We start from the raw sequence: 16,527 nt of genomic DNA on the forward strand, positions 1-16,527 counted from the left end.
CTTTTTTTTAACTAACTGGAATCTTTAGTTTGAAATTACGTACCTAACGTAATCTATTTTTTTCGAGAATAAAATGCTATTAACTAAAACAAAATCAGTGATTTTTAATGAATTTAGTTATCATTATTTTGTGATTTATCTGGTTTAAAAAAGACAGACAAACATATTTAACAGTATACAAAAGCCTAATTAGCACCTGCAGCAACGTTTCCCCCTTCGTTATAAATTTTCAACAAATTAACGAAAGGAACATCATGAACATCTTCCTCTGTTTTATAATTGGGGTTTAATTTTGGCCAATATGCTGCTTTTACATTTTTTTTTGACCAAACCATTAATTTATCAAATAACCTATTAGTGAGATCAGGCATTTGTTTTGCAAGATTATTAGTTTCCGAAATATCTGTTTCTATATTAAATAATTTTAAACGACCGTGCCAATCAAAAATTAACTTATAGTCCCCTTCACGAATAGCTGAATGTGGTGTTAAACTCAATCCGTCGTATGGATTATTATAAATTACATTAAATGGATAATACCAATAATATGTCTTGCGTTGATAACTATTTTGTTTGTTATTTACATCACTTAACAAGCCATATAAACTTCTACCATCAATACCATTTTCCTTATTATAATGTATTTCGGGATTATGATTTGCCGCTTCTAATAGCGTAGGGAAAATATCATTACAATCTACGACCTGATGACTCCATTTACCTTTTGCAATAGTTCCTTTCCATCTAAAAACTAGAGGTATCCTAATGCCTCCTTCGTTTAAACAAGCCTTTCCTCCCGTAAGAGGATAATTACTTGTTATTTTTCCATTTGGAGTTACTCTATAATCTATTCCTCCATTATCTGACATAAAAACAACTAAGGTATTTTCCTCTAAACCTAATTCTTGTAATTTATTCAAAATCGAACCAACAGAATTATCTAAAGCTTTTATCATTGCTGCATAATATTCGTTCTTATGGTTATTCCATCCTTTTGTTTTTTTATTTTTAAAATAATTAACATCTTCATTTTTAGCTTCATATGGACCATGAACTGCAAAATGAGATAGATACAAAAAGAAAGGTTGGTCCTTAGATTTAGATCGCTTTTCGATAAACCGAATAGCTTGCTCGGTCAAATCATCGGTTAAATAATTCATTCCTGTCTCTTCGCCACTATCACCTAAATAATTATAGTCTTGTGGAGCATTTGGAAATCTTGATTTTGAACGATTGTTCCATATGGACCGCCAGTTAAGGTATTTTGAAGCACCTGCATCGAACCAAGCAGGGGCTTCGTTAAATCCTTGATCAAAAGGCGTGTAACCTTTGGCACCGTGTCCTCCCAAATGCCACTTACCTATAAAACAAGAATAATAATCGGAGAGAGCTTCGGGAATAGTCATTTCATCCCATCCGTTGTCTGGTGAAGCTCCCGATGGAAGCGCTGTGTTTGAACTTCCATTGAGCCAAGCCATTTCAATTTTAATGTTATCGCCATGATTAATTACATCGTGTGCATAACTACCTAATGGAACAGGTAAATTTTGATTATAGTAGGTTGCCCTTTCAGGTGTTGCTGTTGTAAAACCAAGCCTTGCAGCATACTTTCCAGTAATTAGGCTTGCACGGGTAGGAGAACATAACTGATTTACATAAGCTTGGTCAAAAGCAACACCTTCTGCTACCAAACGGTCAATATTAGGAGTTTCATAATACATTAAATTTTTACTAACACCTAATGTGCGTTCGGCATAAGCCTGTACATCCATATAACCAAAATCATCGGCTAATATGAATATAATGTTAGGCTTGTGTTTAGCTTTATTATTACTAGAACTAATTAAAGTTATTAAAACAACAAATACAAATAGATAAAATCTCATAATGTGTTTATTTAAATTATGTTTACTAGTAAAATTAGGTAATTTATTTTGGCTCTGTTTATTTTAAAACTTTATCTTTTTTAACATTTGAACATGATATGGACTAAAATGTAAGTATTTGGCAAATTAATACTTATTATTATAAAATGATGATAAATTAAGTACAATCGACTTACCTCCAACTTCCTGTTTTTGCTTTAATTGATTTATTGGTTTTCAGTTTATTATTTGGTGTTCTAGAACCAACTAAAAGACATAATAAAGGGCCTAAAAAATATTACTGGTTTTGATTTTAATTTATTTTCATTTAAATTTTATGTTAGAATATGCATTGGGCATACCTTTTTAAATTGCTCCCATACCTATTTAAAATAAAGATATTAACCTTACAACATTGTCATGAAGGTGTTTTTCTTCAAGAAAACATATTTAACCCCCTGTTTAAATTTAAAATCCTTTATATGTGTCAAAAAGACAGTTGCCTAGACATTAATCTTCAAAAACACCATATCTAAATTCAAATTTTTCGAAAGCAAAAGACCCTATTTTTGTATCCACATTAACTTCAGATCCAGACTTCCCATCACTACGCGCAGTGGTAGTAACACTTTTCCATTTCGTAAATAAATGTGGGTTTGGATTTTCATAATTTTTATAGGCTTTATATCCTTCAGGTGTTAATATACGATTTGCAGCTCCTTTATTATCGAAACCACTTTTTACAAAATTCGAGTTGTTTACTAAAAAATTTTGAAGTTTATTATTCTCTTTTCCGTAAGATTTACTTCTGTAATACAGCGTAGTTCCTACTGGAAATGCAGTAAAGAATGAAACATTTACTGCTTCACTTTCTATATAGTTAATTGATTGACTATTGTAATTATAAATTAAAACGTCATACTCGTTTTGAGTTTCATCTTTAGCAAAAATAGCATCCAACTCGTTGGTAGCTGTATTTGGATTTCCGGTTATACTAGTTTCATAACGAACCATACCCAACATAGACTTTATCTCTTTAATGCCTTCAGGATCTTCACTACCTATTCCATTTGCCCACCTGTAAATATATTTTAACCCTTTGCTATTATATTTATAAAACATGTTGGACAAAACCAATTCTACAATGTCTCTATGTGTAGTTTCACAAGTAATTAGCACACCTCTTCCATCTGCTCCATTCATAGTGGTTACCGTGCTATATTCCATGAGATCTATTGTTGTGTTAGCATTCCATTTTGGATTACTAATAAGGGGCGCGAAACTTTTAGCATACTTGTCTCGCATGTTCCTTGAGCTACTGTCCCCAATTTTAATGTAATCTGAAAGCCCCCAAAAGTCACATTTTACATTATTCGCAAAGTTATAATCTATGAGGTCTTCTATAAAGGACGCAAAAGGTTCGCCTTTGTAATTTAACATCTTTCCTGTTTTAAGAAAACCATGTTCTCTAGTATGCAAACCTACTATGGCATTTGGTAAAACAGATCTTACGGCACTTTCAGTATTTGCAAAATGTTCTATAAAGTCTTGTTTGGTACCATACCAATGTTCTGGCGTTTCTATTTCAGAACCTACTCTAAAACGCCATGACAAAACTTTTTCTTTACCATAGGTCTCAACCAACTTAACCATCAAAGCTTTTATAAAATCATGATAGGCCCGTTTATCAGCTGGTGGGAGGGAGTTACCATATTTAGACATTCTTTCATTTTCACGAAAATTAATATTATCTCTTGTACCAGTTGGAATGAATTTGTAACCATGTTGAAATGCCCATGGTGGTTGATCTAAAGCAATTTGAAAAATTTCTGTCTTTGAATTAATTAGTTTATCTAACCTTTCAATAAGAGGTTCCCATCTGTAAACGTAAACGTTATTAATTGAGTCGTACAAACATGGATCAAAATCCAAATCCATATAAGGAACTCCATTTACAACTTTTATTATCCCTTCAATCATCCTAACAATGTTCATCTTAAGTCCAGGTCGAATAGTAGACCCATTTCTTGGGCTTATTCTATTAGCAGCATTCCAAACATCATGAATTGGAAATTTCCTTTTACTTTCACTTGTAAAATCTGTAGAAAATTTTACTTGTGCTTGTATAGAAATTGAAATTATAAACCACAAAAAAGAAAGAACAATAATTTTCATATATAAAAAAATCAAGTACAAAAGATAATATATTAAATAAAAAAACAATTGATACCCTGTATTGTCCTGTATACTCCTTATTTATTTTAAAATTTAAGGTTAGAATTATTGTTGATATATGTAATATCTAGAAACTGGCTCCATTATCCAATATACTTAAGCCCATACCATAAAAGAGGAATTGTAAAAACCAAATGGTTAATACAATTGCTTAATACATTACATTTTTAATAAGAGGCGTATTGGTATTTGGAAATTCTTTATATCATTTATTTTTAATAAGCCCTATTGTTGTCTAAAGCACATTTGTTGTTAAATTGCCAAAAATAATCAACAAAAAAGCCACATTTTTTCGGCAAATAAGTGCTCATAGCCAGCGGCAACGGCAACATCTAGTAAAGGCTTCCTACTTTAATTACGAAGCTTAAAACTGAGCTTAAAATTCCTGAAAGAATGGCAACAACCAACCCTTTAACTAAATTAAACTCTAAAACACTTTTTTCTTTTCTTCTTTAGATAGTTCCTTTTCCTCAATCATTCCCGTTTTACCTAAAAGCGCAATACCAAAAAAGCAATCCAAAACACCAAGCAATACAATTTATTTAATCCTAACAGAATCGTGTTTAACAAATGTTAGTTAATTAATCATTCTTAATTGTTTAAGTTTATTATCTCTTAATATAAGATTAAACTAAAAACATATTATAATAAATAATGTTTCATATTTTAATACTAAACATATATTCTCCAGAATTAATAGTCTCAATCCTTCCAGGTAATACCACTTTGGCTTGACAGTTAGTAGGTACCACGACCTTATATTCGTAGGTTCTATTTCCAGTTTTTTTCCATTCTGCTTCTATTTCACCATAAATTGAATTATAACTGGCTTTGGCAAAATCCATTGTTTGAATGAAATTTGGCTTGAAAAGTATTTTCTGAAATCCTTGTCCGTTTGGATCTGTATTAATACCGGCCATATGTCGGTAAAAGAAATTATCTACAGCTCCCATAAAATGATGAATATTCGAAGATGTAAACTTATAACCTTCAGGCAAAGTAGTTGCGCCTTCTTTAATCATCCAGCCAAACGAAGGCCAAGTTTTGTCAACAACTACCTCATGCATTAAATCGGCATAGCCATTTTTTGGAAAGTATTCGTAAGCCGAGTGTACTGTAAATACACCTCCCCACAAATGATTCGATTTATCAATTACTATATTATCAATCACTTTTTTCTCTAATTGCGCACGGTATTTTTCAGGCACTATATCGTAATTCAATGCTAAAATGTTTACTACCGGTAAAAACTCGCTGAATGGTTTCAATCCTGCATACTCCACTTTCTTTTCGTCGAAAGCCCATTTCTGTATTCCATTGTGCATACGGACAATTAAAGCATCAAGATGTTTTTTATCCGCTTTTTTGCCCAGTTTTTCGGCCATAACTGCCATGCGTTTCATTACTAAATAAAAATTCATGGAAGCTATCACTTCATTTCCTCCCGGTTTTCCTTGTTCTTTATAGGTAGCATCATAAGGTGGCACCCAGTCGTTGTAAGCTTCACTGAACATGCCATCTTTTTCTTTAGAATTATTATTTTTCCATGAAAAATTAACCCACAGCATCATTTTATCCCAGTATTTCTCGAACAAACGGGTATCACCATAATAATTATACATATACCAAGGTAGATGAACTGCAGCCGATGACCAAAGCGTAGAATTCCCATTCCTATACTCATTGGCAGGAGCAATAGCTGACATGCCTCCCAATGCATCTTGCGTATCAAAAATATCACGCGTGAATTTGGTTATTAAAGCCGCTAAATCGTAATTGGCCATTCCGTATTCCATACCTGTTACGGCATCACCTAACCAACCGTTTTTTTCGCGATGCGGACAATCTGTAGGAATACTATGTAAATTATATATGAGTGATTTACGGCAAATTTCATGTACCGCATTAATTGTTTTGTCTGAAGAATAAAATTGACCTACTCGAGGGACATCGGAGTGTACTTCGCATATTTCCACGTCTTCAATATCTAGTTTCACCTTTTCTAAACCTACTACTTGAAAGTACCTGAATCCTTTATACGAAAATTTACATTCTGCGTATTCTACTTTATCTCCTTTAGCTATATAGGCCATTTGTTGAGCTGCTCCGGGTTGATGAATAGTTGATGGCTCTACATTCTCTCCAAAATAAACAAGTATTCGTTGTCCTTTTTTTGCACCTTCAATTCGTAATCGTACCCAGCCAGATAGGTTTGTTCCTGCGTCGAACCATGTTCCATAATTACCTTTGTACATCGTTTTTACAGGATGAAAAGTATTAGTAACACGTATTGGCTGACACAGTTGTGATATTAACTTTCCGCCTGGAGATGGAGCAGGTTTTACATTTTCCCAAGTTGAGTCGTCAAAAGAAGCCATATTCCAATCCTTAATCTCTTTGGTAGCATCATAAATTTCTCCCATATGTGGACCATCGTAAACAACTGGTCCTCCGGTAATCTTCCAACTTAAATCACTTATAACATCTTTTGAAGTTCCATCGGTGTACTCTATTTTAATGCGACACATCAATTTGGGTTGCCCTACATACCCGTTTTTTTTATAAAAACCCCAATGATCATATGCTAGTTGACCGTAAAACCCTCTGCCCAACATAATGCCAACAGCATTATTGCCCGAAATAATTTCTTTGCTAATATCGTGTGTTGCATACAAAATAGTTTTTCTATAATCGGTCCAACCTGGATCTAAAACCTGATTACCAATTTTTTTACCATTAACATACAATTCGTAATAACCAATTCCGCTAATAAAAGCTCGAGCACTTTTCACTTTTTTATCTGCATTAAACTTTTTTCGCAAAAGTGGTGCTGGGTCGTAAGGCGAGTCGTGGTAGAAATTGTAGCGTTCCCAGAGATTCATACGAGCACCAAAATAACTTGGTAAACGAAACTCTGTACATTGGGATTCAATTTCTTTTTTGCGCCACCATTCTTTAACCCATTCATCTTGGTTGCGCCATGCAATCCATTGAGCATCTTTCCAATCATCAACTGAAAACAGTCCTGTTGAGAATGTTGCTGGCTCGCTCCATTCTGATACTTTTTTGTTTTTATCCCAGACTCTTACTTTCCAAAAATATGCCGTAGCAGGATTAAGTTTTCTGCCCTTGTAAACAATCTGAATACTCTGTGAACTAGTTACTTTTTTCGAATCATAAACATCACCTATATTCTTATCAATATTATCTTTTGAACTTGCAACAATAATTTGATAAGCAGTTTGATATTGCACATTTTCGGTAGATTTTAATTGCCAAAATAAACGTGGGTTTTGCATGTCGATACCTTCTGGATTTGTAAGGTATTCGCATTTTAAATCGATGGGGTGTATTTGTGCAACTATATCAACTGAAAATAAAATGAAAAATGATAAAATTAAGTGTTTCATACGATAGATTTAATTATCAATATAGAGATTATATAAGTTTGAATATTTACAATCCTTATTTTGTATACATTCTATTTTTTTTAAGTTGATGAACGAGCAAACATATGTTTTAATCCTATACGTTCTCTGGTTAAGGGTTCGGCATCTAATTAGGGTTGCAAATCCCATCCACTTTATTTGTTGTAAGGCATATAAAAACTACCCACGGCAACACCACCTAATGAATGAAATAACACGCCTAAAATTGCTTGCATTATGTATTAGTTTAGTTTAGTTTTTAGCAAATTCTAACAACTCTTAATTTCAATAAATTCCCCAATTTTTCTATTTTATTGGCAATATGCCCAACTCCAATGGCACAATGATGTGAAGGCCCTTGTTTAGACCACTCGTTCATAAAAGCGCGTGCCCCTATTGAAAAACGGTACCGGCTGTTGGTATTTCCAATATGCAGTACAGGACCTTCAACCGATTCGCCTTCAGCAACTAATAAAAAGACATCATCTTTACCTTCTACCACTGAAAGTAAGGTAACTGGACCGTGCTTAACCGTCATTTGAATAGACAAGCCTTTACCTGGTTTTCCGTGATATACTGGAAGGGGTACTAACTGAACTTTTCCTTCGGCAATGGCGAAATGAGCAGGACCATCGTGCCCCAACATTACAATATCATCATTGAAATCCATGGCATAAAACTCTGAGAAAGAGCCGCCAACACCAAAAGCATCCATAATTTTCATAGCTTGGGCATTCTTCACTTCATACTCACCAGCCACAGGCACATTTTTTCCGGTAAGCAACGTATTTCCTGCAATTATGGAAGTTACCATATTTTCGTATTCATTGCCCGATTCGCCTTCATAATAATAGGCTAAAGAACCTAGGTTATGATTTTGAACTAATTTATCAAGCGCGACGGATGTTTTTGCTGCGCGAATCAATTCTGCTTCTTCACATTCTGCAACAACCTCAAACGCGTTGTGAAATTCTTGAATTTTTGTTTTAATCTCTGTTTCAGTTACCTCGTCTCTATATTTTTTTACTTCGCACATTTCAACAATCTCTATGTGTGTGCCAAATGCGGCCGATTGTTTTGTTAAATCGGAATACACATCTAGCATACCGCAGTAGTAATGCCCTAAAACGCCCAATCTATTGTTATTCATTACTGAAGCTACATTCGCAGCATCAATCCAATCTTGAATATCATCCCAAACAGCTTGTTCGCCTAAATAGCCTGTTACAAATTCGTAATCTAATCCGGTGCGGTTAAATACGTTTGCAATTTCGGGAACAGAACAAGCTTGACAATGTGCTAGCCATTCGCCCGTCATTAATCCACGATCGCCCATTTTATTGAAATTTTCATAATCAATAGCAGCAACTGGTTGGATATTCAGGATCACAATGGGACATTTTAGTTTTTGAACAACTGGTAAAACAGTGGATGATAACGCGTATGTTGAAATATACAAAAACACCATATCCACATCGTTTTTCTTGAGTACATCAGCGGCTTCTCTTGCTTTTATGGGCGAATCAATCAAGCCGACATTTACAACCTCTGCGCCAAATTCGCTCATTTTATCGGCTATCTGATTTTGATAACTTTCTAACCGCTCGAATAGGCCCTTAAATTGTGGCCAATAGGTATCTAATCCAATGCCATATAATCCTAGTTTCATTTTGTTTTTTATCTTTAATTTGATTGATATATTTTCAACTCTAAAATCGAAGGTGCTTTTTTAGCTTCAGCAATAAAAATTCTACATTTTGAAGCTGTAACAGACTCAAAGCTATGCGTTTTATTAGCTCCACAAGTTCTGTCGCTTACAAGGTCATTCCATCTATTTTTATCCCAATATTGTATTTTGTATGCTGAAATATGATTTTCAAATTCATCAATAATCACTTTATTAAAAGTCTGTGGTTTTATCCATTCCACCTCTAAATATTGATTATTTAAGTCGTTAGCCAACCAACGTGTTTCATTGTTTTCATCGTTTGCTTTAAATGCTTCAAAACCTGGTAATTTTTCGGTTTCAATAAACATCGTTGAAGCATTGATTCTGCCTAAAGTTGCTAAATTTTTTGAAGTTCCTAATGGTTCTGGATAGGTTACTTTTGGAAGTTCATTTACTTTAAAATCATAAACACCAGATGCTACATTATAAATGACATAATTTCCAACAGCATCACTTTTTTCAGAACCTACATAGTTAACGCCTTTAACTTTTTCTACTAAATTATCACCTTCAAAAACAACCTCTTTTGAAGTTGCTGGTAAATAAATAATTGCATTTGTATTTACTGGAATTTCAATATGGAATGTTGCGCCTTTATCTTGTTTTTTCCAATTAACCACCACATGACCATACATCGATTGGTATTCGGTATTAGCAAAGGTTAAATCACCAACTAAAGCTGGTTTTATTACCATGTTTTGCATACCCAAGCTTACTGAATTTGGTCTAATTCCGCCAAATCCTTTAATAAAATAGCCTCCAATTCCGGTATAACACGTATGAATTTGACTATTACCTACGGCAGACCAACGTTCTGGCCATACCGTTTTCCCTTGTTCTATAAAATAGCCATAACTTGGGTGGTGCTTATCTTGAAGCAACTCATAAATTAAATCCATGCGTTCTCCCGACTCGATAAAATAACGCGTGTACAGTGCTTGACCTGAGCTACCGGTATCGTAATACGGAAATTTATAAAGAACGTTATCTACTAAATTATCATAGACTTTTTGTTTTTCAGACTCAGGAGTTACCCCTGCCAATAAAGCAAAGGCTTGATTAACTTGCTGGCCATTACCATATTGTCCGGTTTCAGCATTGTAAGTCATTTTATGCGTTGCTTCCCGCTGTACTTTTAAACGATTGGCATAGATTTTGGCATCTTCGGTTTTACCTAATTCTAAAGCCATTTTCTCTGCATTATCGAGCATTACCGCATAAATACAATTGTTAAAATGAATGGCTTCGGGTGAGTTACTGCTGGTCCAGAAATTACCTCGTGGCGTACACCAATCGCCTAAACCTGGAAATTCTCTGGCGCCTTGCTCGCCCGTTATTAATGCACCGCCTGTTTCGAAATTAGAATTTTGATACATCCAAGTCATCCATTTTTGCATAGACTCGTAATTGTCTTCCAGTACTTTTTTGTCACCCAACATTCTGTAGGTTTCCCAAACTGTTAACGGGCTATTGGCTTTCCACATTAAAAAAGGACGGTCATTTTCATTTACAATACCACGAATCTGTCCGTCAGGCAACTGCGCATCGCGGGTATATTGAAGATACTGATCCATGTAGGCCCCACTTTCAAAATTGGGTAACGCATCACCATACATTGCGGCCACAGTGACTTCTCCCCAACCGCGTCGTTCTCGATGCGGGCAATCGACCAAAATACCATCCATGGTATTTGCGATGTAGGTATCTAAATTAATCTTATAAATTTTGTTGAGTAGTTCGCTTGAAGAATGGAACTTACTAATAATTTTACGGTCGTTAGTAACTACAAAACCTTTTACATCGGTCAAACTCGGTTCGTAATTTAAACCGTAAACGGTAATCCAGCGCCCACCGGCTACATTAAATCGGTTTGTAAAGGTGCCTTTGCCCGACTTCCCAAAAATGTATTTGCTTTTTTGCTTCCAATTAGAACGCACATCTGCTACATCGCTAATTTCAAATAAAATAGAATCGCCTTCTTTACCTTGAAACAAGTCCATTTCAAAAAAACCAGTATAGTTTTCGCCCATATCAACTCGATACGTACCGTCTTCATTTTTAGAGATGGCCATGGGTTTGATTTCTCTAAACTTAACTTGAGGCTCTACCATTTGCGCACTCAGTTGCGCGGTAATTGGGCTGAATTTTCTATTTTGAAATTTATCTTTCCCTATAAGTTTATCTTCTTTAACTTCAACCGAATCATTGATTGCTTCGAGTGATGCATTTAATTTTTCAGCATTGTAAATATGGGCATTTTCCCAATTGGCATCATTGTAAGTAACGGTATTCCAGTCGTCTTCCTTTAATCTATCATCTATGGTTTCACCTCCAAAATCTAAAATATCCCAATCGCCGTAATAAGAACTATGGCTTTTTTTGCATTTCCAAGTATCATCGGTTGCTAAAATTATTTGTTCCTTAATTGTTGTGATATTGGCTTGCGCTTTAAACACAAATGGTGGATTACGATACTCAGAAATACGGTCCCATCGTGCCCAACCTGCTGCGTGCCAAATAGCAATGACATTATCCCCTTTGTTTAAGAATTCCGCAATATCATAGGTTAAATAAGGAATGCGTTTTTTCATGTATGATGAAACTGGATTAATCACATTTTCGGTTACTTTTTGTCCGTTAACATACAATTCATGATAGCCAAAAGAAGCAACATATACGAACGCTGAAGTAGCTTTTTCATTGATTTTAAAGGTTTTCCGATACCAATTATGGTCCGTTTTTTTTTGGTCGAGTTTGTGAATCCAATCACCTTTCCAATCGGAAGCATTTAAAAGCCCCATGGAAAATGTAGCGGGTTCGCTCCAATGAGATGCCATACCAGTAGCATCCCAAACCTTAACTTTCCAGAAATATTGGTTAGTTGAGACTAAAGGAATGCCATTGTATCTGTTATTTACAGATTGATTAGAATCGAACTTACCTGAATCCCATAAATCACCCAGATCATTTTTTAAATTATCTAAACTACTAGCTACTAATACTTGATAAGCCGTTTGTTTTTGCCCCCTATTATTATTAGCATCTACTAATTTCCAGCTAAATCGAGGTGTTGTATTGTCAATTCCTAAGGAATTCGTTTTGTATTCGCATTTTAGATCCATTGGTGAAACTGAAGATGGATACTTGCAGCTTGAAATACATACAATTAATACTATTATGAAAAGTTGCTTACAAAATTGATGCATAAAGTGGTGATAGTTTAGTTAATATTACATTTTTAAGATAATGAATTAAAGTTTTATTATAAATATATATGAGCAAACCTTTCTAAATTTTAACTCCGTAAATAAATACATAATAGTGGTACCTATACGCTTATACTTTTAATAAAACCTTAGAGGTCTTAAGTATTTAAATTTCGCTATATTTATTTGAGATAGCAATTAACAATTTGATAAATTAGTTGAACAAAATGATATGACAAATAAGTATAGAAAATATTTAATTACTAGTGAAAAAGATAGCTCCTGGGGATTTTATGTTAATAATTTAGGACGAAATGTTATTAATAAAAACACTGATTACCCTTCAAAAGATCATCCAGATCAATACATTTTCACATGGGAAAAGGGGCGTGTTTTAGATGAATTTCATTTAGTATTTATCACTAAAGGTCAAGGTGTTTTTGAAAGTAAGGAAACTGGAAAAATTAACGTTAGCGATGGCGATGTATTTTTATTATTTCCCGGAGTATGGCATCGATACAAACCTAAAAAAAGTATAGGGTGGACCGAGCGTTGGGTAGGTTTTTCAGGAAAAATTGCATCACAATTTCTATCGAATGGTTTTTTTAACACTCACGAACCTATTATTTCTAAATGTAACAAGCCCTGTATATTAAATCATTTTAATTCACTTTTTAAACTATTTGATGAAGAGCCTTATGGCTTTCAGCGAATTGCTTCAGGTATTTGCATTCAACTTATGGCCGACTTATATAATATAAAAAGTGGTGGAAGTTATATTGAAACCTTAAACTCCATGATATCGAAAACGAAAAGTATCATGTACAACAATATCAACTCAACCCTTAATTTAAAGGAAATTGCTCAAAGCTTAGGAGTAAGTTATTCTAAATTTAGAATAGATTTTAAAAAACAAACAGGCCTTTCGCCTTTACAATACCATCTTCTTATAAAAATTGAAAAATCTAAGGAGTTACTTTTAAACTCAAACAAATCACAAAAAGAAATTGCTTTTGAACTAGGATTTGAATCGGATGTATATTTTAATCGTTTATTTAAACGTAAAACGGGTTTGGCTCCGGGAAAATTTAGAAATATAAAAAATATAAGTAAATAAAAATAGCGGAAGAATATTCTCCCGCTATTTGATTATATCTAAAGTTTAAGCAAATGTTAAATACACATTTACTAAAAAACTATTTTGTTATTAATTGAACAGTAAACTCTTCGAATTTTACATCTCTGTTTCTTATTACTAAAGTATCTTTCACTGTATGTAATAAATCTACTGTTGTTCGAGAAACTAATTGCCCAAAAACTCTTTGTTCTACAACTTCTACATCACTATACTGGTACTCAAGATACATTACATTACGTTTTTGGCCACCCCATTCATCTCCATCTTCAACATATCTACCAGTTCCTGTTACAGTATATTTGTCACCTGGCACATTTGTTATCGAAATATTTCCATTATTATCGAATGTCATGTTTAAAGAAACGTTATCAGTACTTGGAATATCTCCTCTTCTAACACGATTTGTAACTGAGGCACTATTCCTTCCAGTAGTCATTACTGGAACTACTTCATCTCTTTCAACAAATTCTTCTTGATAAACAGAAGTAGAATTAATATCATTTGTAACTGTAGTCCCTGAAGAAGCAGTAAAAACTTCAGAAGTACCTACAACTTTGTCTTCACCACGACGTAAATAAACTCCTTGATATTTATTCATAAACTTAATACCAAAAAGAGTATAATCTTTAGGTAGAGGATTCCAATCATCTGTTTTAATCTTAATAGGATTAGGTACAATAGGAATTCCTGTTAATAAAGAATCTAATTCTTCATAGTCTGTAATTCGTAATGGAATTACATAATGCGTTTGATTTTCTGCAGCAAAAGCAAGTGGATCATCAAAAAAAGCATCACTAAGTTGTATAGGAATACGACCATTAATGGAACCCGCTGGAATAGTAACTGGACTTTGTTGCTCTATTGTATAATAAGAAGAAGGTAAAATTTGTACATTCACAGAATCTACTCCTAAAATATTTGCATCTATTAATTCTGGAGCAAGTTCAAAATATACTTTTCTATCTATTTTATTTTCAAAAACTCCAGACATAACAACACCAATTTCAAATCGTCCATTGTTATCGTTATCATTAAAACCTAAATCATATTCTCCTAAAACTAAAGTTCTAGCAGGAGTCTGAAATGGAAAAAAGACCGAAGTTGAGCCAAAATCATCTTTCGCAATTTCTTGATTCTCGCAAGCCATTAAGCTAAATACTAAGGCTATTATTACAACTAATTTTATTTTCATGTTAAATGTTTTTTAAATTCTTTAAAATTATGTTCTTACCATCCTGTATTTTGTTCAATCTCAGGAAATTTCAAAACTTCATCATTAGGTATTGGCAGATAAGTAGCAAATGAAGGATAATTTCTATTTTCTACAGAAGGTAAATCAACATAACTTGTACCATTAAAAAATGAACCTCTTATAGTTTCGTTTAAAGGTAAGCCCCATCTTCTTAAATCCCAAAATCTGTGTCCTTCAAAACTTAATTCTAATCTTCGTTCATTTCTAATAAGATTTCTCATGGCCTCTTTTGAGGCTATAGATGCTAAGTAATTATCTGGCTGAGCTATACCTGCTCTCTTTCTAATAGCTTCAATAACTTGACGAGGTGTCATACCATTAATCTGTTGGTCTGGGCCACCAATTTCATTAGCTGCTTCAGCAAATATTAGGAATAATTCTGTATATCTAAAGTAAACATCATAATGTCTTTGACCAACTGAAGAACCATCGTCATTCAATCTTACATCAGGACGTAATAATTTTTTAAGATAATAACCAGTTTTGGTTGAAAATTCAGGAATAGAATCTAATCTATCAATTTTTCCTCCTACACCAGTATTAATAGAGCCACCCCCAAAAGATGATCCATTAAGTACTACAAACTCTGCTAACCTTGGATCTCTGTTAGCATAAGGGTTTTGAGGATCAAATCCATTAGCGACTGTAGCAGGAAAACCGCTTTGCATAGGGAATGCATCTACAAAATTTTGTGATGGGTTGATTTCTCCATTACCATTTACAGAAGGTGGGAACATTCGACGCTCAATACCAGAACTTGGTCCACCTATAGTACCTCTCCAAATCATTTCTGAATCATTGTTCTCGTTGTAACTTTTATAGTAATCAAGACCATTACTAGCAAGACCAGAAATTCCTCCAATAGTATTTAACAATTCACTTGAATATGTTGCAGCTAGATTGTAATATCCTTGATCATTTAAAAATGATGGGCTCGCAGCAAAAAGTGCCAAACGCGCCTTTAAAGCTTTAACTATTCTACCAGAGATTCTTAAGTTATAGCGAGAACCATTAACTACTTGATATTTATTAAAATCATATTGTTGATAAATTGGTATTATAGCTGAAGCATTATTAGAATAATCAGTAGGTAATAAATCAAGTGCAGCATCAAAATCTGCCATAATAGCCTTAACTGTATCGTCAAATGATAAACGAGGTGTGTTAAAATTACCATCAGATTCTATAAACTCTTTTATGTAAGGAACTCCTAATAATTGTCCTGAAGTACCAACACCCGCATGTGCTTGTAAAGCGTAAAAATGATGTAAACCTCTTAATGCTAATGCCTCACCTTGCATACGTAAATAAAACATTTCATTTATATCTTGATCTGAAGACCATACAATCTCACCAGCATCAATAATCTCTAGAAATTTGTTTACCCATAAGATGCTTTCGTAATTATTCCAACGTGAAGTAGGGTTAAACTGAGCGTTTAACTCACCAAGAGCCATACGCTTAAAACTATTATTTAGTTGGTTATTTACAGCATCATCTGTTGCAGCATCAATAAAGGTAAACTGATCAATTAAACGCGAATAACCATTCAATAATATACCTTCTGCAGAAGCAGGATCGGTACTAGTAAACTCGAAGTCCAATCTGTTTTCATCAATTGGATCTAAGATGGTATCACAGCTAATTATGCACGTAAAAAACGCCATAATTACT

General features: G+C 33.9%; 8 protein-coding genes. 1 reads left to right on the forward strand and 7 read right to left on the reverse strand.

The window, feature by feature from the left end; all coding sequences use genetic code 11:
- Positions 1-185 precede the first annotated feature (185 nt).
- The 5 genes from AW14_RS13185 to AW14_RS13205 all read right to left on the reverse strand — a co-directional run bounded on the left by AW14_RS13185 (position 186) and on the right by AW14_RS13205 (position 12,379).
- Positions 186-1,886 (reverse strand): sulfatase, encoded by a 1,701-nt coding sequence (locus AW14_RS13185; protein WP_044639228.1) that lies wholly within the window; start codon positions 1,884-1,886, stop codon positions 186-188.
- A gap of 489 nt (positions 1,887-2,375) precedes the next feature.
- Positions 2,376-4,040, reverse strand: coding sequence for a GH39 family glycosyl hydrolase (locus AW14_RS13190; RefSeq protein ID WP_044639229.1), 1,665 nt, complete (start codon positions 4,038-4,040; stop codon positions 2,376-2,378).
- A gap of 719 nt (positions 4,041-4,759) precedes the next feature.
- Entirely contained in the window at positions 4,760-7,510 is a 2,751-nt protein-coding gene (locus AW14_RS13195) for a family 78 glycoside hydrolase catalytic domain (RefSeq protein WP_052647522.1), read from the reverse strand.
- A 277-nt stretch (positions 7,511-7,787) separates the two neighbouring features.
- Positions 7,788-9,197, reverse strand: a complete 1,410-nt coding sequence (locus tag AW14_RS13200) for an L-fucose/L-arabinose isomerase family protein (RefSeq protein WP_044639231.1) — start codon at positions 9,195-9,197, stop codon at positions 7,788-7,790.
- A gap of 14 nt (positions 9,198-9,211) precedes the next feature.
- On the reverse strand, positions 9,212-12,379 hold the full coding sequence (locus AW14_RS13205) for a family 78 glycoside hydrolase catalytic domain (RefSeq protein ID WP_044639232.1): 3,168 nt from the start codon (positions 12,377-12,379) through the stop codon (positions 9,212-9,214).
- A gap of 316 nt (positions 12,380-12,695) precedes the next feature.
- On the opposite strand from AW14_RS13205, the gene AW14_RS13210 reads away from it, so the two are divergent.
- Positions 12,696-13,580, forward strand: coding sequence for a helix-turn-helix domain-containing protein (locus AW14_RS13210; protein ID WP_044639233.1), 885 nt, complete (start codon positions 12,696-12,698; stop codon positions 13,578-13,580).
- Between the two features lie 79 nt (positions 13,581-13,659).
- On the opposite strand, the gene AW14_RS13215 is transcribed toward AW14_RS13210, so the two are convergent.
- Positions 13,660-14,793 carry a DUF5627 domain-containing protein gene (locus AW14_RS13215; protein ID WP_044639234.1) on the reverse strand — a complete coding sequence of 378 codons (1,134 nt, stop codon included), beginning with the start codon at positions 14,791-14,793 and terminating at the stop codon, positions 13,660-13,662.
- Between the two features lie 35 nt (positions 14,794-14,828).
- Entirely contained in the window at positions 14,829-16,520 is a 1,692-nt protein-coding gene (locus tag AW14_RS13220; protein WP_169744669.1) for a RagB/SusD family nutrient uptake outer membrane protein, read from the reverse strand.
- Positions 16,521-16,527 lie beyond the last annotated feature (7 nt).

This window comes from Siansivirga zeaxanthinifaciens CC-SAMT-1 (assembly GCF_000941055.1).
Taxonomy (GTDB): domain Bacteria; phylum Bacteroidota; class Bacteroidia; order Flavobacteriales; family Flavobacteriaceae; genus Siansivirga; species Siansivirga zeaxanthinifaciens.

Bases quoted from the DNA above. Each gene is read 5' to 3' on its own strand.
- AW14_RS13190 (WP_044639229.1), bottom strand. From the start codon at position 4,040: ATGAAAATTATTGTTCTTTCTTTTTTGTGGTTTATAATTTCAATTTCT.
- AW14_RS13195 (WP_052647522.1), bottom strand. From the start codon at position 7,510: ATGAAACACTTAATTTTATCATTTTTCATTTTATTTTCAGTTGATATA.
- AW14_RS13220 (WP_169744669.1), bottom strand. From the start codon at position 16,520: ATGGCGTTTTTTACGTGCATAATTAGCTGTGATACCATCTTAGATCCA.
- AW14_RS13185 (WP_044639228.1), bottom strand. From the start codon at position 1,886: ATGAGATTTTATCTATTTGTATTTGTTGTTTTAATAACTTTAATTAGT.
- AW14_RS13210 (WP_044639233.1), top strand. From the start codon at position 12,696: ATGACAAATAAGTATAGAAAATATTTAATTACTAGTGAAAAAGATAGC.
- AW14_RS13215 (WP_044639234.1), bottom strand. From the start codon at position 14,793: ATGAAAATAAAATTAGTTGTAATAATAGCCTTAGTATTTAGCTTAATG.
- AW14_RS13200 (WP_044639231.1), bottom strand. From the start codon at position 9,197: ATGAAACTAGGATTATATGGCATTGGATTAGATACCTATTGGCCACAA.
- AW14_RS13205 (WP_044639232.1), bottom strand. From the start codon at position 12,379: ATGGATCTAAAATGCGAATACAAAACGAATTCCTTAGGAATTGACAAT.